22 protein-coding genes and 2 tRNA genes are annotated in these 23,632 nt (G+C 38.6%); 5 read left to right on the plus strand and 19 right to left on the minus strand.

What is annotated here, in order from left to right; genetic code table 11:
• Positions 1-225: 225 nt before the first annotated feature.
• From BM073_RS10000 to BM073_RS10010, 3 genes are all read right to left on the minus strand, one after another.
• On the minus strand, positions 226-3,645 hold the full coding sequence (locus BM073_RS10000) for a HEAT repeat domain-containing protein (RefSeq protein WP_091653771.1): 3,420 nt from the start codon (positions 3,643-3,645) through the stop codon (positions 226-228).
• Positions 3,646-3,821: 176 nt separating this feature from the next.
• A tRNA-Glu gene (locus BM073_RS10005) sits at positions 3,822-3,896 on the minus strand.
• A 96-nt stretch (positions 3,897-3,992) separates the two neighbouring features.
• Positions 3,993-4,064 (minus strand) — tRNA-Glu (locus tag BM073_RS10010).
• 186 nt (positions 4,065-4,250) lie between these two features.
• On the opposite strand from BM073_RS10010, the gene gap reads away from it, so the two are divergent.
• Positions 4,251-5,267: a type I glyceraldehyde-3-phosphate dehydrogenase gene (gene gap / locus BM073_RS10015; RefSeq protein WP_091653773.1), complete on the plus strand. Its 1,017-nt coding sequence runs from the start codon at positions 4,251-4,253 to the stop codon at positions 5,265-5,267.
• Here gap and BM073_RS10020 read toward each other — a convergent pair.
• The 13 genes from BM073_RS10020 to BM073_RS10080 all read right to left on the minus strand — a co-directional run bounded on the left by BM073_RS10020 (position 5,264) and on the right by BM073_RS10080 (position 16,981).
• Positions 5,264-6,319: a VOC family protein gene (locus tag BM073_RS10020; protein ID WP_091653775.1), complete on the minus strand. Its 1,056-nt coding sequence runs from the start codon at positions 6,317-6,319 to the stop codon at positions 5,264-5,266. The genes gap and BM073_RS10020 overlap by 4 nt on opposite strands.
• Before the next feature lie 8 nt (positions 6,320-6,327).
• Entirely contained in the window at positions 6,328-7,020 is a 693-nt protein-coding gene (locus BM073_RS10025) for a TIGR04283 family arsenosugar biosynthesis glycosyltransferase (protein WP_091653777.1), read from the minus strand.
• Positions 7,021-7,037: 17 nt separating this feature from the next.
• Positions 7,038-7,613: a DUF6134 family protein gene (locus tag BM073_RS10030; protein ID WP_139217476.1), complete on the minus strand. Its 576-nt coding sequence runs from the start codon at positions 7,611-7,613 to the stop codon at positions 7,038-7,040.
• 66 nt (positions 7,614-7,679) lie between these two features.
• Positions 7,680-8,288, minus strand: coding sequence for a TIGR04282 family arsenosugar biosynthesis glycosyltransferase (locus BM073_RS10035; RefSeq protein ID WP_091653780.1), 609 nt, complete (start codon positions 8,286-8,288; stop codon positions 7,680-7,682).
• A 257-nt stretch (positions 8,289-8,545) separates the two neighbouring features.
• Positions 8,546-9,208, minus strand: coding sequence for a beta/alpha barrel domain-containing protein (locus BM073_RS10040; protein ID WP_091653782.1), 663 nt, complete (start codon positions 9,206-9,208; stop codon positions 8,546-8,548).
• Position 9,209: 1 nt separating this feature from the next.
• Positions 9,210-10,199 carry a sugar kinase gene (locus BM073_RS10045; RefSeq protein WP_091653783.1) on the minus strand — a complete coding sequence of 330 codons (990 nt, stop codon included), beginning with the start codon at positions 10,197-10,199 and terminating at the stop codon, positions 9,210-9,212.
• Positions 10,200-10,343: 144 nt separating this feature from the next.
• The gene (locus tag BM073_RS10050) at positions 10,344-11,060 is read right to left on the minus strand and encodes a hypothetical protein (RefSeq protein WP_091653785.1); all 717 of its coding nucleotides are present in this window, start codon (positions 11,058-11,060) and stop codon (positions 10,344-10,346) included.
• 32 nt (positions 11,061-11,092) lie between these two features.
• Positions 11,093-11,380 (minus strand): DUF1330 domain-containing protein, encoded by a 288-nt coding sequence (locus BM073_RS10055; RefSeq protein WP_091653787.1) that lies wholly within the window; start codon positions 11,378-11,380, stop codon positions 11,093-11,095.
• Positions 11,381-11,392: 12 nt separating this feature from the next.
• A complete protein-coding gene (locus tag BM073_RS10060) occupies positions 11,393-12,778 on the minus strand; it encodes a TolC family protein (protein WP_091653789.1) in 1,386 nt (461 codons plus the stop codon).
• Positions 12,775-14,130 (minus strand): HlyD family secretion protein, encoded by a 1,356-nt coding sequence (locus tag BM073_RS10065; protein ID WP_091653791.1) that lies wholly within the window; start codon positions 14,128-14,130, stop codon positions 12,775-12,777. The genes BM073_RS10060 and BM073_RS10065 overlap by 4 nt, the downstream gene beginning before the upstream one ends.
• 3 nt (positions 14,131-14,133) lie before the next feature.
• The gene (locus BM073_RS10070) at positions 14,134-15,840 is read right to left on the minus strand and encodes a peptidase domain-containing ABC transporter (RefSeq protein WP_091653792.1); all 1,707 of its coding nucleotides are present in this window, start codon (positions 15,838-15,840) and stop codon (positions 14,134-14,136) included.
• Positions 15,830-16,510, minus strand: a complete 681-nt coding sequence (locus BM073_RS10075) for a TetR/AcrR family transcriptional regulator (protein WP_091653794.1) — start codon at positions 16,508-16,510, stop codon at positions 15,830-15,832. Before BM073_RS10075 ends, BM073_RS10070 begins: the two co-directional genes overlap by 11 nt.
• 87 nt (positions 16,511-16,597) lie before the next feature.
• On the minus strand, positions 16,598-16,981 hold the full coding sequence (locus BM073_RS10080) for a DoxX family protein (RefSeq protein WP_091653795.1): 384 nt from the start codon (positions 16,979-16,981) through the stop codon (positions 16,598-16,600).
• 242 nt (positions 16,982-17,223) lie between these two features.
• Between BM073_RS10080 and BM073_RS10085 the strand changes: the two genes are divergently transcribed.
• Entirely contained in the window at positions 17,224-18,741 is a 1,518-nt protein-coding gene (locus tag BM073_RS10085; RefSeq protein ID WP_091653797.1) for a BCCT family transporter, read from the plus strand.
• Here BM073_RS10085 and BM073_RS10090 read toward each other — a convergent pair.
• Entirely contained in the window at positions 18,738-19,112 is a 375-nt protein-coding gene (locus BM073_RS10090) for a DUF983 domain-containing protein (RefSeq protein WP_091653799.1), read from the minus strand. The two genes, BM073_RS10085 and BM073_RS10090, sit on opposite strands and share 4 nt — an antisense overlap.
• Before the next feature lie 137 nt (positions 19,113-19,249).
• Between BM073_RS10090 and BM073_RS10095 the strand changes: the two genes are divergently transcribed.
• A complete protein-coding gene (locus BM073_RS10095; RefSeq protein ID WP_139217477.1) occupies positions 19,250-19,633 on the plus strand; it encodes a hypothetical protein in 384 nt (127 codons plus the stop codon).
• Between the two features lie 43 nt (positions 19,634-19,676).
• Entirely contained in the window at positions 19,677-20,564 is an 888-nt protein-coding gene (locus BM073_RS10100; RefSeq protein ID WP_091653802.1) for an HAEPLYID family protein, read from the plus strand.
• Between the two features lie 151 nt (positions 20,565-20,715).
• On the opposite strand, the gene BM073_RS10105 is transcribed toward BM073_RS10100, so the two are convergent.
• Together BM073_RS10105 and BM073_RS10110 are read right to left on the minus strand one after the other, a co-directional pair.
• Positions 20,716-20,919 carry a hypothetical protein gene (locus BM073_RS10105; RefSeq protein ID WP_091653803.1) on the minus strand — a complete coding sequence of 68 codons (204 nt, stop codon included), beginning with the start codon at positions 20,917-20,919 and terminating at the stop codon, positions 20,716-20,718.
• Positions 20,920-21,453, minus strand: coding sequence for a DUF4920 domain-containing protein (locus BM073_RS10110; RefSeq protein ID WP_091653805.1), 534 nt, complete (start codon positions 21,451-21,453; stop codon positions 20,920-20,922). It abuts the gene before it with no gap.
• 221 nt (positions 21,454-21,674) lie between these two features.
• Here BM073_RS10110 and serA point away from each other — a divergent pair, with 221 nt between their 5' ends.
• A complete protein-coding gene (gene serA / locus BM073_RS10115) occupies positions 21,675-23,567 on the plus strand; it encodes a phosphoglycerate dehydrogenase (RefSeq protein ID WP_091653807.1) in 1,893 nt (630 codons plus the stop codon).
• Positions 23,568-23,632 lie beyond the last annotated feature (65 nt).

The following is a 23,632-nucleotide window of genomic DNA, read 5'->3' on the forward strand; positions in this document are numbered from 1 at the left end:
TCTGGCTCATATATGCCCGATGGAATTTATAAATGAATGTTGAACCAAACGGTCAACGTTATTTAGGGATATACACCTTAATTATTTCAGCTTTCATACTTCAGCTTTCACACTTTATACTTCAGCTTTCTGACTTTAGCTTTCTAACTTTCCAATTCAGCATTCAGACTTTCTACTTCAGACTTTCTTTTCAGCTTTCATACTTCAGCATTCAGACTTCTAGCCTTACTCTTCTTCCCTATTCAAAGTACTCAAGAAACTCACCAAATCCCTGATTTCTCTCTTGCTGAGAAGTTCTCCTTGATTTGGCATACTTGATGGTGCTAATTTTTTGCTTTGAATCTCTGCTTCCGAATAAGTTTTTTCAGGGTTGGATCCAACTTTAATAGTAACTCCAGCTTGACTTTCTCCCAAGTAAGTACCAGTTATGCTTTCCCCATTTTTTAATTCCAATGTTACAAAACCAAAACCAGGAGCTATTCTTTTACTAGGCTCTACTAGCGCAATCAATAATTCCTCTCGACTTAATTTATTGGCCACTCCATTTAATTTAGGACCAGCGTTTCCTCCCATGTCATCATAGGCATGGCAACGGATACATTGCGCAGTCTGGTTTTGAAAGAAAATTGATCTCCCCGCTCGTACATTTCCTTCTGCCAATGCTCCAGCATAGAGTTTCCATGACTCTCCTCCGGCCTTTTGCTCCAGCATTTTGGTAAACTGAGATTTCAATTCATTGGATGATGTAGCATCGATAGCTTCTTCTAATTCAATCCAAGTGCTACTTGGTAAATCACCTTTAGAGAAGGAAGCCAAAATGGAATTCCATTCCTTAAACGAAGCGCTGTTTTCCATGCTTCCTAGAGTTAATAAAGCTCTTTGCTTTTCCGGACTTGTTCTTTTCTCAATAATATCCATCAAGAGGCTAACCTTTTGATCAGCTGGAATTGCCGTTTGGGAAAGTAATCCTAAGCCTGCAACTCTTACCCCTTGATTACTATCTTTCATGGCCAAAGTAATAGCCTGAGCTAACTCAGTGGCCTTCATTCTTTCTAAGGCTGTGAGTGTTTCTATTTTCACTGATTCAGAAGGGTCAGTTTTTAATTTGGCTAAGAGGGCTTCTGATGCCTCTTGAATTTCTAACTTACCAATGGCTTTGGCAGCTTCCTTCCTAACTTCCGTCTGAGAACTTGATAAGCCAGCGATCAATACAGCCTTACTTTTTTCTCGGAATAAAGAACCTTCTCTTTTAACCTCTCCACGAAATCTTCCATCTACTCTATCCACAAGAGATGGTTTAACCCAAGTTCCAACTGCAGCTATAGCTTCCAATTTGAGTGGTTCTGGGACATTGCTCTTGGAAACATAGGCCAGTACATGATTTAATTGTTCTTCTCCGCCAATTCGCTGATTTGCACTGATGATTCTTCTGACCAAAGGCTCGTTTGTAAATGGAGTTTGATTCAAAAGTGCTGCTAAAGCTGGCATAGCTTCAGTTACTGAAAAATCATCATGAATCGCCCTCGCAGCTTCTGTTACGATTAACTCCTCCGAGTCCTGTAGGAAATTAGCCAAACCGGGGCTTTCCAATCTTCTTAAAGCCAAAACAGCTCCCATTCTAACAGCTGCCGAGGGATGATTGGATAAGGCAGTGATTTTAACTTCCTCACCTATTCTGGCTAAAGCTAAACTTGCAGCATGTCTGAGGTAGGCATCTTCATCATTATTTTGTTCCAAAAGTTGAATTAATGGTTCAGTAGCATTTTTTTCGGCGGCTCTTCCCAATGCCTCTGCCGCAAAAAACTGAGCTCTTGCATTGGAATCCTTTAAGTTGGCAATTAATTCCTTGCTTGCTTTTTTATAGCGAATATCTCCCAACCATTTAGCTGCCTGGGCTTTGATTTCAGGATCATTGTCTTTTAAATATGGAACAATCGCATCGGCATAATCCATGGATTGCATTCTAGCTAATTGACTCAAGCCTACTATCGCATGAATTCTGGCATATTGGTTTGATTGATCTTTCAAAACCGTCTCAAAAACTTTTGCACCCTTCTCTCCTCTTTTGGCCAATTCGAACTGAGACTTCCTTCGAACTCTCATATCTTGGTGATACAGCCTTGTTTGTAATTCAGATTCTTTTAATTTCTTGAAATCGGCCTTAAGCTCCTTTTCAGTATCTTTTTGTAGCTCCCAGTTTATAGCCTCTTCATCTTCCAATTTCCAAATTCGTCCATAGTTTTTGGTGCCCCATCCATCAACCCAATCAGCAAAATACAATGATCCTTCTGGACCAAAATCCATCCCTGTAGGTAAAACCCCGGACAATATTCTTTCCGTTGACTTCAGTTCAAAACTCGCTCCCTTAGGTTCCAAAGTGAACGCATGAATACCTGAGTTGGCAGCATTTCCTACGAATTCAACTACAAAGAAATGATCCTTCCATCTGGGACCTAAACCAGATCCTGGATTGAAAACCATACCTGTTGGCCCGGATACATAATTGGCAATGGGTGGAGTAATAAAGGCCGCCTGAGATTCCCAACGAGGAACAAAATAGCGCTCATCCATCCACACCTTATAAGCGTTGTTATCGGGATCACGATATTTTCCGAATTGCCAGTTGATTCTCCAGCCAGTATCGGAGCCGTTAGTCAGGTAGACCAATCTTTCTTTTTCTCCAGGATGATCTCCATCATTGTCAACGGAAATCAAATTATTATGCGCATCGAAAACAAACTCATGGGTATTTCTGACACCCATGGCAAAAATTTCAAAATCAGAGCCATCTGGATTAGCCCTAGCTATCACTCCTCTATTTGGATATTTCCATTCCTGGCCATCTGGTCCTTTTCCATTAAAACCAATATCTCCGATTCCCCAGTAAACACGGCCATCAGGACCCATTTCCAATCCTGACATCCCATGAGCTCCAAATCCAATATGAATCCCATAGCCATGTGAAATGGAGGTTTTATCGTCCATGATACCATCTCCATTTTTATCAACCAATCTCCACATGTCAGGCCCCACACCGACATAGAGCGCATCTTCGCCCATCATCACAGCTCCGGCTACATCAGTCACCTCATCGTTGAAATCCTCTAAGATCAATTGTGAAAAATCTGCAAGCCCATCTCCATCAGTATCTTTTAATTTATAGATATGCTCCTTTTCCACAGTCATGTCTCTCCAATCATGGGAACCGTCGCCATTTAAATCTTCTAGCCAAGTGTTGAACTCGCTTCTTTCAGGGGATAATTCGGCTCTTAGAAATGCTCTTTTGTCTTCAATATTCTGCAAGGCAATAGATCTGATTTCCCAATCCTGATGACCTCTAATATCAAATTCAGAATTTTTCTGTCGATTTGTTCTGGAATAAAATAATTCCCCCTGATCATTGATATGAATTGAAATTGGGTCATATACCAAAGAATCAACTCCCCAAATAGAGAGCTTGAGACCCTCTTTAAGAACTGGGTTGATTTGAGCTCTTGCCGCTTCAGCTTGGGGACTGAGTTGCTCCAGGGTAAAAGTTTTAATCCTTAAATCAACCGGCTCTTCTTTTTTACAGGAGGATAAGGTGACAGCTCCAATTAGAAGCAAAGCTGCCAAATTGGAATATAGGTTTTGGGTTTGATGCATATTGACAAATAATAGGTTTGACAAATGCAAAATAATCAAAATGATTAAGGGAGTATTTTCCGTTGATCAAAAATGCTGTAAAACAAAAATCCCGACCAGAAGTCGGGATTTTGTTCACTTTAACCACTAACAACCATAAAACAAAAATGCTTTTAAACTCAGTAAACGAGTTATTTTGGTAGTCCGTACGGGAATCGAACCCGTGTTTCATCCGTGAAAGGGATGCGTCCTAACCCCTAGACGAACGGACCATTTGGGGTTGAAAAATTATCAAGAAGTTTTACTGATTTTTATTGAAAATATTAAATTCTCAAATCAAGCTAGTCGCTTGATAATCAGTAATATAGTAGTCCGTACGGGAATCGAACCCGTGTTTCATCCGTGAAAGGGATGCGTCCTAACCCCTAGACGAACGGACCATTAAAAGATTCAGAAAACGTCCTTTCCTGAAATGTTGTGCAAATATAGAGGCTTGCTTTTAGAATAGCAAAGTGCCCACAAAAATTTCTTCTGTATTTCACCTAAAAACCTGAACCAAAGCAATTAAAATTTCATTTCAATCCCTGTAATCCTTTTTCTAATTTTACGATTCAATAAATAGACTCATGTCATATAAACCCAAGACGAGAATTGCCATCAATGGCTTTGGAAGAATAGGAAGGTATACTGCAAAACTTTTAATAGAAAATCCCGACTTTGAATTAATAGCGATCAATGACTTGGCAGATGATAAAGCCATCGCTCATTTGCTGAAATATGACTCCATACATGGAAAGTTGGATCGGGAGATATCGGTCAATCAATCCATCCTGAATGTTGGTGATCAAAAAATCAAATTACTCAGCCAATCATCTCCTGACAAACTTCCTTGGAAGGAATTGGATATTGATGTGGTTATAGAAAGCACAGGTAGATTTACCGACAGAGAAAATGCTGAAAAGCATCTTCATGCAGGTGCTAAGAAAGTCATTATTTCGGCACCTTCTCAGGATCCAAGTATTAAAATGGTGGTACTGGGTGTGAATGATACTATTCTGACTGGAGATGAAAAAATCATTTCCAATGCATCTTGTACCACAAATTGCCTTGCTCCTATGGTCCAAGTCTTGGAAGAGAACTTTGGAATAGTAAAAGGCTATGCATCCACTGTTCACTCCTATACCAATGATCAAAACCTCCATGATGCTCCTCATAGAGACCTCAGGAGAGCCCGTGCTGCTGCATATAGCATCATTCCTACCACTACCAATGCTGGAAAGGCATTGGATCGCGTCATGCCTGCTTTGGATGGAAAAATCGAAGCATCTGCCATGAGAGTTCCAGTTCCTGACGGTTCTCTGACGGATTTGATAATCACTTTGGAAAAAGAGGCATCCGTTGAAGAGATAAATACTGCATTTGAAAAAGCAGCCCAGGGTAAATTAAAAGGAATTATTCAGGTGGAGAAAGACCCCATCGTCTCCATGGATATTATTGGCAATCCATACTCCTGCATTTTGGATGCGGCGCTTACTTCTTCCAAAGGTAACTTGGTGAAGATAGTAGGCTGGTATGACAACGAAGCTGGTTATGCCAACAGGCTAGTTGAACTCGCCAAAAGAATTTCAGTGAATATTCACTAATCTTTTACCCTATTCAATCCTAAGGCCTTTACCATAATATTTGGTAAAGGCTTTTGATTTTCCTTGAGTTTGAAATAAAGTCCCAGTTTTTTAAAAATAGGTACACGGTAAGTTTCCACAAATTCAATCAAAGTACCGTCCGGGTCTTCCAAATACGAAAACCTTCCAGCTGCCTCTCCCATGTCAAAATTATTCTGGCTATCCACAGTAAAGGCCATATTCATATTCTGACTTTTGGATTTGAGTTCATCCATTTGGTTCACATCAAAGCAAACATGGATAAAGCCCAGGTCTCCCCAATCTCGATTTTCAAATACTGGAACTCCTTTATCTCCTTGATATTCTAGCAATTCAATCTGATTTTGACAGAGAAGTTTTCCAAATGCTCCAGTAGGACTTTGATTATTCTGAAGAAAAACCCGTCTGAATGAAGCGGAATCTAATTTTTGGGTTGGTAAATCTTCCCAAGAACCAGTTTGATCCAAGAGTTGATGAGGATGCTGTAAAAGGTTTTGGTACAAGGAAAGCGACTGATCAATAGAACTGGTGCCAATAGTTACGCCACAAACACCTCCAGTTAAGGCTTCTGACTGACTAAACCAGGATGAATTTTCTCTAAGCTCGAATGTGTTTCCGAAAGGATCTTTGATAAAAAAGTGTGATACCCCTAGCGGATCTTTACAAGGCTCAGTCAATATTTCAGATCCTATTTTCTTCAGATGATTAAAGCAGTCTTCAATTTGTCTACATCGAATTTTAACAGCCAATATTCCAAGATTTCGAAAATCAAGTTCAAAGTCTGCTTTTTGAGGTTTTTTGGATTCGTATTGCCAAATTTCGAATCCGCCTCCTCCCTGCATATTCATGGCTAAAATGGCATGTCTACTATGCACCTTCCCACTGGTATAGCGAGTCATCAGCTTAGCTTCTGCCCTATCCTCAAAGATAGGTACGTTCATGCCAAAAGCTTTTCTGTACCATTTCCAGGCCTCGGTTGCATTTTCTACGCCTATACCTACCTGCTGAATGCCATTGATTGAATAACCTGTCATAAGAGCTCCTATCGATGTTTTAATAATTGGAAATAAGCAGATTTAATTTTAGCCGGTGGATAATTCATCAGGAAGTATGCAAATGCAACCAAATTGGCTATTTGAACCCTTAGCCAGCTGTTTTCGTCGTATTTCCTAGCTGAAACCATTATTGATTTAGGAATGATATGAAAATCTGAAACTGCCTTGATTCTTTTGACTAAATCAAAATCCTCCATGATACAGTATTCTTCATCGAATCCTTCCAATTCTTCAAAAAAGCTTTTTTGGATGAATAAGGTCTGATCTCCACCACCAGCAAATAAACCATTGAATCGGGTAAACCAGCCATTGATTTTCAGCATCCAACTATCTGAATCAAACTTATAGCGATAACAACCCGCTTTTTTACCATTGGAAATGGCTAGAGAAATATCTTCAAAAAAGCTGTCTTTTGGTCTAGAATCCGCATGTACAAAATACAATACAGAACCCTTAGCTTCGGCAGCCCCTTTATTCATTTGAGTTGCTCTAGAGGCTTCTGAAGCCAGAATATAATTTACTCCCATTTGATGACATACCTCTTTACTTTGATCGGTACTTGCTGCATCTACTACCAGAATTTCTCTATCCGATTTGGGAGAATTTTGAATCAACAAAGGAAGCAGTTCCTTTAGGTTTTCTTCTTCGTTGTAAATTGGGATGATGATGGATAAAAACATACAAGAATTCTCTTCGCTCAATACACTCTCTGGATTACATAGTTTTTAATTGGGTTTTGGATAATTACTTTATCCAATTCATCACCCTTGTAATGAAATTGATTTCTGTTGCCATCAATTTCTATTTCGAACACATTAGGTTCAACTTCCTTTACCAAACTTACCAATCCATAAGTTTCAGATATCAATAATTGATTGTGCTTGGGTTTTTTGAAATAGAGTTTGCTGACAGAAAGGTCAATTGATTGCTTAACAGGATCTGTGTTTTCGAATTTATAAGTATTTGCATCTACTTCATAGAAATTCTTTTTCCAGATAATAGTAGATAAAAACTCACCCCTATTAGATTTAAGGTCTGCAATTGAATTCAACAATCTGTCTTCTCCATATTTTGCATTGATTAAAAAGTCCACGAATAACTTCCCGAAAAACCAAAAGCTCACATTACTCTTAAGGCTATAATTTGTGTTTAAATTTTCTTTGACTTGTTGAGCCTCCAAATCACCGATTTTGATTCCTGCCACTTTGATTTCAAACTGACGCTTTTCCTGGACAGTTTGACTGTAGGAATTGGTAATAAGAAATATTTGCAAGAATAAAAGGAAGAAAATAGACCTCATTATTAAATCTAGACGCTTGGTACACATGTTCCCGATCAATTACCCCTGAAAAACAAACTTCCCCTTGACACGATCCCAATCAGCTTCATTGTCCACATCAGATAGTGTAGGTAGCGTTGTAAAAGGGATAGAAAGTTCATTCAACCTTTTCATAGTTTCTGGAGCCACATCTTTGGTACTCCAAGGCATATCTTCAAAAAGTTCAGGAACAAATTTTGACATGCCTAATAAATAGTACCCACCATCTCTAGCTGGTCCAATTACGACCTCTTCATTTTTGAGATCTTTGAATGCTTTTTTCAAAATCGTAGCATCCAATTCGGCACAATCAGTACCTAAGATTAATATTTTTTCGTATCCAGCTTCAAATAACGCTTCAAAAGCATTTTTCATTCTTTCTCCGAGATCTTTTCCTTCTTGAACTCTCAGTTCGTAATGATCTCTGCTCTCTGAATCTGTTATAAAATCTGAAAAATATAGAAACTTTGGACAATCTAATTCAAGGCATACCTGATGGGTATATTCTGTAAGAAGACGGTATACTTTTAAAGCTTCTTCATCTCCAATGGTTGCTGCAAGTCGGGTTTTTACTCTTCCTTTTTGCGCATTTTTTTGAAATATGATAATTGCTGAATTGTAAAGACTCATTTCAATTTACTCGTTAGGGATAAAACACATTACCTTAAGTTTAGAAACCTTAAAAAGTTTTAAACTTAAGGGAGATTAAGGCTAAATAAAATTTTCTGAAGGTGATAAAGCCTAAGAAAATCCAAATTAGGAAATAAAATACGAAGTAATCCTAAGGGAAGGATTAATCTTCATTTCTGACCAGAGAATTGATGATTTGCAAGTCAAAGCTTAGAGACCTCTTACTCAAAAAAAATAAGATTAAAACCCTTGTCAATTTATGACTTGATCTGTTGGACCAAATTAACCGCCTGCTTAAAAGCTTTGCCTAGCTGCTCATAATTGCCGGATTGAACCCAGTCTTTTCGAATTAATTGAGAGCCCATTCCCACACAGAGTCCACCTGCATCAAACCAAGGCTTGATACTTTCCAATGTAGGCTCAATACCGCCGGTTGGGATAATATCAATTTTTGGTAAGACCGCATGCACAGAAGGGACAAATTCTGGAGTGAGCAAGTTTGCCGGATAGATTTTTACCAACTCTGCTCCCAGTTCTTGAGCTTGCCAAATCTCAGTAACTGTTCCACACCCAGGAACCCAAGGCACATCATTTCGGCTACAGTACTCCCCAAGTCGAGGATTCATAACCGGTGCGACAATAAATTCAGCACCCATTTCTAAAAACTCTTCAGCTTCGTAGGGATGATAAATTGTTCCAATCCCAAGGCTTAGTCCCGGTAATTGATCTGCTAATTTCCTAAGGCTGGGAAATATTTTTGTTGCTTCCGAACCCCTATTGACTAATTCAATGACCCTAATTCCTGAATCATATGCAACCTGCAAAATATTCAAGCAAACCTCCTCACTGGAATGGTAAAAAATAGGCATCAGTCCTGCCTGATTCATTTGTTTGATAAATGGGCTTTCAGTGTTTCTCATGTCATCTTTTGATTTTTCCTGATGTGCCGTCGGCAACCTCCTGAACTTCCTCTATGGAAGATAATAATAAGTCTCCATGCACCGCATGTTTCAGGACTCCTGCAGCCATTCCAAATTCTATTGCCCATTTGGGATCATTTTTTCTGAGGCCAAGAATTAATCCGGCAGCAAATGCATCTCCTGTACCTACTCGGTCTAATATGGGATTCACCTCATAATTTTTCGATTTCCAAACCTGCTCTTTACTGTGAAGTTCTGCATCTAAAGAATTATGGCTGGCTGAATGAGTTTTTCTATTGGTTTTGGCGATGAATTTCAACTGAGGGTATTTTTCAAAAGCATAGGCTTTAGCCTCACTAAAATCATTAAAGTCCTTATTTAGGCATTGATTAAAATCTCTGGTTCCTGCGATCAAAACTGAAGAAAGCTCAATTAATTTAGGCATCACTTCATGCGCCATTTTTCCATATTGCCAGAGATTACTTCTATAATTAATGTCGCCCGATACTTCAATATTTTTGCTTCTGGCTATTTTCAGAATTCTGTAAGTTAAATCCGCAGCTTCTTGTGAAATAGCAGGACTGATACCTGACCAATGAACCCAAGTAACTCCTTCTAATTCTTTCTCCCAGTTCTTATCGCTTCCATCATATTTCGAAAAACTTGAACCGAATCGATCATATATGATTTTTGAGCTTCTTTGTAAACTCCCATTTTCCAAATAATACAAGCCCAATCTTCCGGGCAAAAAGCTTATTAAACAGGTATCCAATCCACTTTTTCTTAATTCGGATACAGCCCTTTTACCCAATTCATCATCCGGAAAGGCTGTCACATGGGAAACATGTTCTCCCCAGTAAACTAAAGCTGCCCCGACATTTGCTTCGGAGCCTCCAAAATCAATTTGAAAAGAATTAGCCTGAGCAAATCTTCTATTATCTGCCGGAGATAACCGCAGCATCACTTCTCCCAGAGTGATTATTTTATTCATGAAAAAGAGAATTGGTTGGTATGTCTTCCAAATTAGAAAATAGCGACCGAAAGTCCCCCTTCTTGAATATAAAAAATAGCGGAATCCATTTCAGAGCATAAAAAAAGGCGACCGAGGCCGCCTTTTACATCATCGTGATGATATTTAATTCAATTTAATCAAAGCTGTTACAGTTGATTCACCCCGACCCGTAACGGGATTATAAAAACCGGTAACTTTTCCTTCACCAGTCGCATTTTTAAATTTCTTGGTTCCCCCTAATACTATTAATTTTGCTTCAAACTCAACTCTATCGGGTGCTATAGGAGTTGCTACATTAGTTTTACTTTCGAAGAAAAGAGCATGTCCTGCGTCATTTACTGTTACTGAGTGAACTTTTTCATCCAGATCAGTTACACCAAAAGCCGCCAAATCATCAGCAAAAAACTGTGAAACAGGAGCGCCTTCAGATGTTAGTTCGCCTGTTACAACTTGGTTGATAAATGAATACACGTTTCCCATGGATCTTGCCTTCCCTTCGCCATAACCGGGTAAGAAAAGGTTTGGAAAAGTTCCTGAAGGATTAATCTGATTTGTAAAAGAGTCTTTATACTCTACAAACCCTCCCTTTCTCAAATTCTCACCACCTTCTGAATTAGTAACTTCCAGAGCTTTCTCAGTTAGTAATGATTCTTTTAAAGGACCCTCTGTATCTGTCATACAGGACGTTACGATTAAGGACGATGCTGCTAGAATTAAAAAACTCTTAGCAAAGAAGTAATTCTTTTTCATTTGAATAATTTTTAAAGATGATTGAACTTTATGGTTATGTGAAACAAATATTTTCAATGGATTTAAGGCGATTAGATAACTTAAATCCATTTATTTGTATTACATACCAATAAAAATGCCAATTATTCAGATTCGATAAGAAAAAATTTGGCAGAGCCTGCTTTCGATCGAATTTCCTTTGCTTCTTGATATTCCTTTGAATTGTACCAAACTTTTGCACTTTTCCCATCCGGGAACTGCAACATCACCAATCTGTCGTGAGTCCAATCGCCTTCGAGCGCTTCCACCGGTTGTCCTCGAAGCACAAATTTTCCTCCGTATTTTTCAACTGTGGCAGGAGTTAATTTCTTGTACTCCTCATACTGAACCTGATCGGTAATATCAACTTCAACAATAATATAAGCTGGCATAATCTTTTTTAATTATTCAAACCCTATACCCGCAGCAAACCTTGCCTTGGCTACAGCAACTTTCCTTTTTGCAATTAATTGGTTCAAAGTCAGTCTCGAGTCAAAGACCGAAACCTCACGGGCGTTGACTAAAAACAAACTACTCTCTCCCATGTCAAACTTCCTGATTTCTGCATCCAATAACCTTTGTAGACTGAATACATTTTCTGAAAAGACCTGAACTTGTGTACTCAAAGCTGAAAAATTATTAATCTCTGCTTCTAGTTTGGTTCTAAGTTCCAATGCTTTGATGTCCCTGGAGTTTTGCTTGAAGTCAATTTTAGCTTTGGCTAAGCCTAAAGAACCACGCGCTTTTCTCCAAAGCAATGGAGTATAAACTGAAAGCCCAAATTTGTAATTGTTCTCAAAAAATGGTGCTTCCTGAAATCCATCAAAGGTTTCAACCAAGAAATTGTACTTAAGCTTAACCACTGGCAAAAGTGACTGCGCCTTGAGTTTTCTGTCTATTTCCAATCCCGCCAATTCGTAATCTACCAATTGAAGTTCTGGATGATTGGTAATCAGAGTTCTTAATTCCTCAGGGTTTAGGACTAATGACAAATCAACTTCGAGATTTTCAGGAATAGTCTGCTCATCCAAAACCATGGGAAATCCATCCTCACTCCAAAGAAATGCACTTAAAAATTGAGTAGCTGCGAAATACTCATTTCTGGCATTCTGTAATCTATATTGCCTATTAAGCAATTGAGAATAGGCCTCAACCGTATCGATAGCGGCTACGTCACCCTGCTTGTAGGAACTAACAATGCCTTCAAATCGGAATTGTGTAAGTCTCACAGCTTCCTCTAATGCTTCCTGATTAGCATAAGTTAATGCCCAGTTCCAATAAGCCTCGTATCCCCTTACATAGAGTTCATTGAGCATCCTTGCCCGTTCAACCTCCGTAGACTGCTGATAAATTTGAGCCTGTCTCAAACTTGCTCTTCTTTCATCCAAAATCAATCCTTGGCCCAAATTAACAGCAGCGCCTGCGGCAAATAGCCCTCCAGATGGAACAGTTCTCTCCTCATTTAGAAACTGTCCATTATTCTGCTCAAATGTACCGTTCAATTCAATTCCAGCCCAAGTAGGAATAATTACTCCTGCTTCCCGCTTATCATAATAATTGGTCTCTTTGTACTGTTTGCTGTCAAGATCTCCATAAACCAATGGATCAAAAGCTCCCCTAGCTGTTCTCAATTCCATATCCCCAAATTCCAGCTGGATTTCCGCCTGCCTAGCCATAGGATGATATGCCTGTAGCCAAGAAATGAAGGTTTCCGCTCTCAGGGTATCAGCTGATTGACCATAAGTCAAAGAGGATAGAAAAAGACCTAAAACGATGAAGAAATATCTCATTTCTTTTCCTTAGCTAATGCATCTTTTTGTTCCTGTGTGTAATAATCAGCTGGGAATCCATTCAACTGACGCCAGATTTCATACCATACCGGCACATCGTTAAGAAGAGCGATTCCGTCAGCTCCAGAACCGATTCTTAGCATCTCTGGCCAAGCTTCTTCTTCTGGATCTTCGATTACTAAAACACGATATTGATTATTATTTCCTGCAAATTGGTCTATTGCTACTACAACTCCACCGAATGTACCATTAGAAATCTGAGGCCAACCAGAGAATACAATTGCAGGCCATCCATCGAAAATGAATCGTACCTTATTTCCAACCTTAATCAATGGAAGATCAACAGGCTGCACATACATTTCAACTGCCAAAGCAGCCTCAGCCGGTACGATATTGAGAATTGGATCGCCTTCTTTGATGGTCTCACCTAAACCTACCTGGATAGCTCTCGCTAAGTATCCATCCTGTGGCGCCAGAATATATCTAAAGCCAGTCCTAGCTTCATAATTCGAATAGGTGTTTTCCAGTTTGGAAACTGTAGCCTCCGTATCAAACTGAGAGGACATGGCCGTATACATTTCAGACCTTGCCTTCGCTAATTTATCTTTGAATTCATTGTCAATGGCACCCAACTCAATTTGAGCGGAAAGAAGCTCATTTTGACTGGATAAATAATCGTTTTCAGCTGCAATTAATTTGGCATTTACATCCTGGAATTTCAACCTCCTTGATTCTAAGTCTGTCAAAGATGTCAATCCTTCTATATATAGAGTCTCATAACGGGCAAGTTGCTGCTTTCCAATGTCAAAGTTTACAGAAGCCTGATAGAATTTGATGCTATCCGATTCCACTTTCAATTCTGCCATTCTGAGTTTATTCTCAGCCTGTTGAATTTTCAAGATATTATTCCTTTCCAAAGCCTGAATCTGAGCCTTTAAAGCTTCCACTTTTTCCCCGTAGGATCTGGCTGCGAAAGTTTTAGCGTTAACCTGTTGCTGGGTTCTAGGCAATAACAAGGAATCAAAATACTCATCTTTGATTTCTGATATTCTTAAAATTGTATCTCCTTTAGCAACAAAAGCACCTTCACTCACATACCATTTTTCGATTCTACCAGCAATGACAGAATGAATGGTTTGTGGTCTTTGATCAGGCCTTAAAGCTGTCACATATCCTTTAGACCTTATATTTTGAGTCCAGGGAAGGAATAGCATCCCAAAGAAAACCAACATGATCACTGTCAAAATCCTGACTCTCTTCTGACTCTCTTTGACAGGCAAAGTCATCACCAAACTTTTGGCCCCACTGAAAGGAATAGATTCCTTGATTCTAATATTTGAAATATTCAGCATGACTTAATTAGAATTTGAAGTGAATGATAAATAGCCCTCATGATTTCCCTGGAAGACATTTTTACCTTGATCCATAACTATAATCTCATCTACCCGCTTTATAGCTTCTTCGTCCTTGGTCACCAAAATCAAGGTCCAATCCCCCTTAATCAAATAATCTAAGATTCGATTTTTCACATCCTCGTATAAGTGAAGAAGTGCGTTCTCCATGATGATGGCTTTTGGCTTGCCAATTAATGCTCTAGCTACCAAAATACTTTGAACTATACGCTTTGAAAGCCCTTTTCCTTCAGGTTGCAATTTGGTTTCCAAATCGTTCGGCAATTGGTACACGTACTCTTTCAAATCCACCAATTCTAATACAGATTCCAGTTGCTTATCATCATATTCTCTTCCAACGATGATATTTTCCCGAATAGTCCCGTGGAAAATCTGCTCCATTTCCAAAACATCCCCAACCATGGATCTGTATTTTTCCAATTGAATCATATCAATGGATAAATCATTGACCATGACTTTACCTTCGTATTCTTCATACAATCCAGAAAGTAAAGCCAAAAAGGCACTTTTTCCACTGCCACTCTTTCCAGTTACGGCAACTTTTTTTCCGGGTTCTATGGTCAAAGAAATTCCTTTAAGAATAGGATGGTCCGAATCCTGGGGATGAAAAACCACGTTTTCCATTCCAAACTTCAATCCTTTTGGATTAGATACGATCACTTTTTCTGTGCCTCTAGTATTCTCCAGTTCCAAATCCATTATATGGCCAAGCTTTTCTGTAGCCACCAATGTGTCATATACAGTTTCAAGAGAAAGAATCAACTTTTCTACAGAGTTAACTACCAATACAATGATTACCTCAGCAGCTACAAACTGACCGATACTGATTTGATCGTTAATTAAAAGTAAGCTTCCTGCAACCAATAAACTGGATACAATCAATACCTTAAAAGCAATCATGATCTTGTATTGGAAGATCAAAACGGCAAAGTGCTTGGATCTGAAATCCACATAAAACTGCAGGAGTTTATCAGCCCTTAAAATTGGCAAACGAGTATTCCCTACCAATTTGAAGGTATTCATGGTTCTTCCTATTTCTTCCAGCCAGTAAGCTGTTTCGTATTTATAGGAAGACTCTTTCATGGCAGTTTCCATGCCTCTTGGTCCTGTGATATAGAAAATCAATCCTAAAATCACGAACAGGGCAATACCAAAGAGAATGAAAGTTGGGTGGTAAACTGACAAAAGCAACAAACCGAATATTACCTGAAGCAAAGCAGTGGAGAAATCGATCAGAATTTTCGAAAGCCCTTTTTGCAAGTTAACTGTATCAAAAAATCTATTGACCAGTTCAGGACCATATTGTCCATGAAGAATTTCTGCCTTTACTCTTGGCATTCTATACGCTATACTCAATCCTGATTTGGTGAATATTCTCTGTTGCAATTTCTCCATAATTTGGAGCTGAGAAATCTGAAGAAATCCACCAAATGCTACCCCGGCAGCCACAATCAGAACCAATATAATCCAGGATGTTGATATTCTACCTCCAAGAATAAAATTCAAAATCGCCTGAATACCAAGAGGTAAGGTAAGTGTAATTAAACCATTTAATACGGCATAGAAATAAATCGAATATACCTGACTTTTTTCTTCTTTCAGTAATCTGAAAAAGCGCTTAATGGGTGTTATATCGCTATTAGTTGCCATTTTGAATCGTGTTTACGACCAGTTGATGAAAGAATTGAAAACGTGAAGCAGCTCCCAAACCATTTTCCGTCATTCCCGGGAGATGCTGGGAATTAAAAGATTGTAAAAGACTAGACTCCAAAACCGTGTAAACTAAGGTTTTTGGGTATTTATAGGAAGGGTTAATTTCCTGAATAATATTGGCTATTCTTTCACCAAACTTGTAAACCTGGGCAAAGATTCCAATTTCATTTTCTACGTCTACTTCTTTTGTTAAAAAACCCTTCAGAGACTCATTTACTACTATATCTCTTAGAATCGAGGGATTCAAATATTCATTTTTGGTAAAGACAGGACCTTCTGAAAGCAAACGAATAGCCATTGATAGTCTCTCTGCCGGATCCTTAAGGTTCGCCGTGCTATACACTAAATTATGCTCCATCCAACCCCAATACCAAGCTGTAAGGTAAAGCAGAAGTTTATGTTTATTGTCAAAATACCGATAAATCGCTGCTTCTGTACTTCCGATTTGTATGGATAGTTTTTTAAAAGTAAAATTTTCCATCCCCAATTCCTGTATCAGTTTGGAGCCTTCCTTAACAATGGATGTGCCCAAATCCGAGCTAAATGGCTCTTTTTGATACAAATTAGGATTGACTTCTACTTTGATTTTACTGAGAATAGCCTCCATAATTGGTCTGATTTAAACCCATGAAACGGACAGTTTTGAAAAAGGTTTAGTATCGCTTCGATTTTTGTTAGTAATAATAACAAAAAATTAGGATTGTTTCCAGTACCATAAAGGCCAAGCGATTAGAATAGGGTGAATGATCACCAGTCTTACCCACCCAATCCAATTGGAAACACAAAGCCCACCATCAATGCAAGATCCCTTTTGAATAAAATAAACATGGGATGGAATAAAGGCCAATAGCATTAAAACGATCCCAATAATAGCTAACCTCCTTACCTTTTTGATCAGAAGACCTATTCCAAGAATAATTTCAGCTAGGCCTGCCAAAACATTGATGAATTCAGCATTTGAAAAATAATCAGGAATTAATGGGAGGTAAAATTCAGGATTTAGGAAATGATTGATGCCCGCAAATATGTAAAAGCCCGATAGGACAAAAAGGGAATAACGCTTCAGGACTTGTATCATAGTAGTGCGATTGGGATTAAAAGTATATGGATATCCGCTTTCTTACAAGCAACAACAAAATACGGCTTATTGTCTGCTAAAAGGATCAGAATCCGGAAGCTTCGGTCTTCGGTCATCGGTCTTCCAACCAGCCAATCAAAGAAAATAAGGAAACTGGCATGAATGCGGATAATCAGTTAAATGTATATTCATAACTTACATTCCTGAAAATTGATTTGAAATCTTTTTAATTGATCATTTGAATGCAGTTTCCTCCCGAGCTTCCAGTAAGAAAATCGGTTTTTTGGCCACCCGTAATTCTGCTCATTTTTGCAGTAGTTCTCTCCATTTTATACCCCGGAGTTTTTGACCTTAAGATGAGGGAGATTCAAAACTGGATACTTATTAATTTTTCACTGGGATTTAGTTGGCTTTCTTTCTTAATGACTCTATTAATTGGATGGGTATTCTTTTCACCTTTGGGAAAATACCGAATAGGAGGCGAAAATGCTAAACCTCGATTACATACTGTTTCTTGGTTTGCAATTGTCCTTTGTACCACTATTGCAGTGGGAATTCTATTTTGGGGAAGTGCAGAACCACTTTCTCATTTTCTCTTCCCTCCTGAGTTCTTTCCAATCGAACATCAATCTGAGGCTGCCAAATCATTTGCTTTGGGTGCTCTCTTTTTTCACTGGGGCTTCACTCCTTATGCTACCTATGCTGTTCCTGCTTTGCTTTTTGGATTGATGTATCATCAAAAGAAGAATAAGTTTCGATTGGGGCTGATGCTTAAACCTACTTTGGGAACAAAAAAGTCAAAATTTTCAGAATCATTAGTAGATATGATCAGTCTCTTTGCTTTAGTGGCTGGGATGGCTGCGTCTCTGGGAGCAGGGATTTTGAGTCTTTCAGGCGGGATTCAAAATATTTTCCCTAATGTGAGTTTCTCTTTATCCTCCTCTTTAGTTACTGTGCTAATAGTCTTCACATTTGTAATTTCTGCTAAATCAGGCATAGAAAAAGGTATAAAAAACTTATCTCTCTTCAACTTGGGTTTTTTCCTGATTTTTATAAGCCTCTTTTTGATCTTAACTAATGGGGAATTTCTAAAGAATATTATGTTGGGCTTCCAGCAATATTTCTCAAATTTTCTGGATCTCAGCCTTCAAATCTCCGGGAAAAATAAGCAGTGGACTTATGATTGGTCTACCTTCAATTTTGCTATTTGGATGGCTTGGGCACCTATTACAGCATTATTCTTAGGGAAAATTGCTATTGGAAGAACAGTGCGGGAATTCCTCTTGGTTTCCTGGTTTTTCCCAGCACTATTTTGTTTGATTTGGATGGGGATATTTGGAGGAAGTACCCTCGATTTGGCTTTAATATCCCCTGATAAATTTCTAGATTCTTTTGTAGATAGGGGGCCTGAATCCATCATCTACTTAGTTTTTGAAGAAATAGGTTACTATCCCCTTTTTGCAGGAATATTTTTGATCGCCATGTTTATTTCCTATGTCACTGCTGCTGACTCCAGCACCGAAGGCTTGGCTAGTTTGAGCATGAGAGGCGGAGCAGAAGATGATTTTCATGTTCCCAGTTCGATAAAAATCTTTTGGGGAATTTTAATAGGTGCAACAGCCTGGATAATGATCAACTTTTCAGGAATTGACGGAGTCAGAATCCTTTCGGTGATCGGTGGCCTTCCGGCACTTTTCTTTTTAAGTTTGGTAAGTATAGGTTTAGCTTTGGTCAGTTTCTCCCCGAAAAAATATCTTTAATAGCCTTCCTTATATTTAAGTTTTCCGACTGCATATAAGTACAAAACTTTAGAATATCGGAGCATAGCCGGGAGCAAAACCAAGTTGATCACCACTATGGTTGTTAAATACATCCATAGCTTGGGAACGTCTACCAACACATTAATCGCCACAAAAACTGCTATCACCAATGCCACGGAAAAGGCATAACTGATGTACATTGCTCCGTCGTAAAATCTCGGTTCTGGCTGAAAACTAGCATTACATACTTCGCAGGAATGCTTGATATCAGTCAATTTATTGAAACTAAAGATTGAAACAGAAAAGATATTTCCTTTCCTGCAACGTGGACATTTGGCTTCTACAATTGCGCCAGCTAGACTTTTTGACATCTTCTTTTATGTTTACCACGAAGGTACTAATTATTCAAAAGTTGTCAGTGACTTCCAGCACATTCTTCTTTTTATGAAAATTAACAACCTAGGCTAAATAAGTTCGTTAATTTTGCAGCTGAAAAAAGAATATCAAATTGTCAGTTCGATCAACAAGTAAGTATGCAACTTGGATAAGGGTTTTTTCCTACATTCTCCTTATCAATTTTATTAACCTCTCCGCAAATTTTTATGAAGGAGGCGTTGAAGGTCGTGCTAAAATGTACTTAGATGATCCTATTGATAATATATCCGAAGTTATTTTCGAATACATATTAGATGGTGATGGAGATGTTATCCCTGATAATGGGACCAATCAAGAAGACAAATCACTGAAAAAATTAAAGGTTTATCAGTGTTTGATTCCAGAACTTACTCTGAAACCGGAATTATTTTTATTGGAGAAAAAAGATTGGTCTTTGGTTAAAAAGACACTTTCTCCTCTACTTTCCCTCACTCCTCCCCCTCCCGATAGATCCTGATTAATTAAGGCAGTTTTCAAACTCAAATTAAACAGGAACCATAATGAAAAAAATATTTACGGCGGCTTTTGCAGTCTGCCTGACATGGAATGCATACGGCCAAACAGAAACTGACAGTACCAAATTAGAAAGACAATACCTAGACTCAGTCTTTATCCGGGAGGTAGAACAGCCCGATATTTCATACAAAAAGCCAAAGGTTCTCCATGCTGAGCCACTTTACATTGACTTGATCCGTGACTTGGGTGCAAGAAAGGGGGAAAAGGAATGGAACATAGGCTTTGGAATGGATGACAGAAGAGATTTTGATGAATTCCATGCCTTAGTGGAGTACGAATGGGCCCCTATTGACCGCTTAGGTTTCGAGGTCGAACTCCCATTTTCCTTCTATTCCTTTAGAAATTTGGAAAACCCAAATAGTCAGCCCGAAAATAGACTGGAGTCGATCAAACTGGCAACGCAGTGGACTTTCTTAGTCAAGGAAAAACAAAATATCTCCATGGCCTTGGGTTACATCCATGAATTTGAAATGAGAGGATTCGATAGATGGGAAAATGAGGGCACTTTCAAAGGAAACATTTTCAATCCCTTTTTAATAGCGGCAAAAAGATGGGGCACTAATTATCATACCTTGGTTTATACGGGACCCCGCATCGAAAAAGAGTTTGGTGGCAGATCTCATGTTGAATATGAAATCAATTCCAATTTCCATTACATGATTTCTGGAACCAGAAACTTCATAGGGGTAGAAATCAACAAGGTTTTGAACGATGGGAATCTCCAGACCGTATTAAGGCCTCAAATGAGGGTGGGCTTGGCCGAGAACCTAATGGTTGGCATTGTCAGTGCCATTCCTATAGATAATCCCAATAGAGGATTGGGAAGTTTTGTGAGAATCATTTATGAACCCGGGTTCAGGTCCATGCATTAAAAATTAGCTTACTTCTCAAAGCTCTTTTTCATTCAAGCACAGAAAATTTGAATCGATCAAGACACTGATCGTAAAACTGAAAACGCCTCCTCACTTGATTGTGAAGGAGGCGTTTAATTTTTATAAATGGATTTGATCAGGGTTTTTACATTTACCTGATTTCGTCCAAATCATAATCTTTTCCTTTGCCCCATTGCAAAAGCTCTTCAATGGTATAATACTCCAAGGTTTCCAGATCTTTCACCTTAAAGTTATCTCCATGAAGCCTAGCCATAATCTCGAGTTTTCTAACCTCGCCTTGATTGACCAACACATACCTTCTTCCTACTCGAAGATTATCTAACGCTATTGCCATTTACGCTTTCTCCTGAATGATTGCCGAACTTGCCTCAAAGGTGATTTCTCTTTTCGGCTCTGTAATTTTTGCTATTTCTTCTTCTGATTTGCCTTGATCTTCAGCAAAATGTCTTAGGGTTTCTACATCAGTTTCAACCATATTGGCCACTCCTTTTATGATTATAGGATAGCCTTGACTGTTAGTAGGCAAAAAGAATCCATAATCCTTAAATGTAACTCTCATGCTTTCTCCATTAGGTAAATCCATGGAAAACCAGCAGCCTTTATTGGTACATACTTCTTTGATTTCGCCTTGAATAACTCCTTCGTAAGATCCAGTCTTTTCCACCTCTTCCATCATGGAGCTTAATTGAGCAAGCTGGAAGTTTCCGTCCATATTTTCTCCAAATTTCCCAGGTACCGACTCGACCTCGCCAATGACTTTTCCCATTTCATGCTGAGGAAGGTCAGCGTACGGATCTTTGGAATTAGAGCATGAAAGACTGATAAAACATAGTCCGATTAAAAGTGAGTAGATAGTTGACTTATGCATAGCTGAATATTTTACTGTAAAAATAGAATGAAAGAGCGCAGTATAAAAATTTAATACGCTTGTTTTGATTCAAAGAAATCAGCCTCTATTTTGTTTAAAACCACACAATCGATTGCGGAAAATCCTACTTTCAAAACTATTTGAAACAAAATCTCTAATAAAACTTCAATTTTTTTAACAATACGCTAATTTTACAGAGAATTCTCAATAAGACCCTGCACATGTCTCAAACCAAAAAATTCATCATCGATTTTGACAGTACCTTTACTCAGGTAGAAGCCTTGGATATTTTGGGCGAAATCTCCCTCAGTGGCGATCCAAAAGCGGAAGAAAAACTTCAGGCCATCAAAGATATTACAGATAAAGGGATGGAGGGCTCGGTGACTTTCCGCGAAAGTTTGGAGCTAAGATTGGATATTCTCAAAGCCAACAAAGCTCAGATTTCAGACTTGATTGATGCTTTGAAAAAGAAAGTATCCAAATCCTTCGAAAGGAATAAAGAGTTTTTACAGGAAAATGCAGATGATATATTCATAATTTCCAATGGATTCAAGGATTTCATAATTCCGATTGTAGCTGATTATGGTATCAAAAAGGAAAATGTATTTGCCAATGAATTCGTCTACGATGAGTCTGGAAAGATTGTAGACTTCAATAGAGATAATCCCCTATCCAAAAACAACGGCAAGGCAGAAACCATCAAAAAGATCAATTTGGAGGGTGATATCTATGTGATAGGTGATGGGTATACCGACTATGAAATCAAAGCTTCTGGTTTGGCGAATAAATTCTATGCTTTCACGGAAAATGTTCATCGCCCGAAAGTAGCTTCTCAAGCGGATCACGTAGCCCCTAGTTTGGATGAAATTTTATACATCAATAAGCTAAATACCAAGTTTTCTTATCCCAAAAGCAGAATCAAGGTACTGCTGCTTGAAAACGTTCATCCGATCGGAGTCGAGTTATTAAAAGAAGAAGGATACCAGGTTGAAGTCGTAAGCTCAGCAATGAGCGAAGAAGAGCTTTGTGAGAAAATTCAAAATGTATCTATTCTTGGAATCAGGTCTAAGACTAACGTGACCAAAAAGGTATTAGAAAATGCCAATCGCCTGATTGCTATTGGAGCCTTTTGTATAGGGACTAACCAAATTGACCTGGAAACCTGTCAGGAAAAGGGAATTGCAGTTTTCAATGCGCCTTTTAGTAATACCCGTTCTGTAGTAGAAATGGCTATCGCAGAAATCATTTTCTTGATGCGTGGATTTTTTGATAAATCAGTCAATATGCATCAGGGTAAGTGGGATAAGTCTGCTAGCGGAAGCTTTGAAATCAGGGGTAAAAAGTTAGGAATCGTAGGCTACGGAAATATTGGTGCCCAACTTTCAGTTTTGGCAGAAAACATGGGTATGAATGTCTTCTATTATGATGTAATAGAAAAACTAGCCCTTGGAAATGCAACAAAACTAGACTCATTAGACCAGCTACTGGAAACCTGTGATATTGTTTCTCTCCATGTGGACGGTCGAAAAGACAATAATTGCCTCTTGGACAAAAAGAGAATCCAAAAGATGAAAAAGGGTGCAATTTTGGTCAATTTGAGTAGAGGGCATGTAGTAGAAATTGAAGCATTGAAAGAGGCAATGGAAAGCGGCCATTTGGGAGGCTGTGCAGTTGACGTTTTCCCAGAGGAACCAAAGAACAATAGTGAACCCTTTGTTTCTGAATTGATTGGCCTACCAAATACTATTCTAACTCCACATATTGGAGGAAGCACCTTGGAAGCTCAGGAAAATATCGCTCGATTTGTTCCTGGTAAAATCATGGAGTATATCAATACGGGGAATACTTTCAACTCTGTAAACTTTCCAAATATCCAATTACCATTCCTGAAAGATGCTCATAGACTGATCCATATTCACCAAAATGAGCCGGGAGTATTGGCGAAAATCAATCAGATTTTGGCAAACTTTGAGATCAATATCGTTGGTCAATACTTGAAGACAAATGAAAAAATAGGCTACGTAATCACTGATATTGACAAGGCCTATTCTCCCGATGCGATTGAAGCACTTAAAACAATTCCGGGAACGATTCGCTTCAGGATGCTATACTAAAAATCTGAAAGTAGATTTTAATTTAATTAAAAACGCCTTGCTATTCAGCAGGGCGTTTTGATTTA

The sequence above is a fragment of the Algoriphagus ornithinivorans genome (assembly GCF_900115305.1).
Classification (GTDB): Bacteria; Bacteroidota; Bacteroidia; order Cytophagales; family Cyclobacteriaceae; genus Algoriphagus; species Algoriphagus ornithinivorans.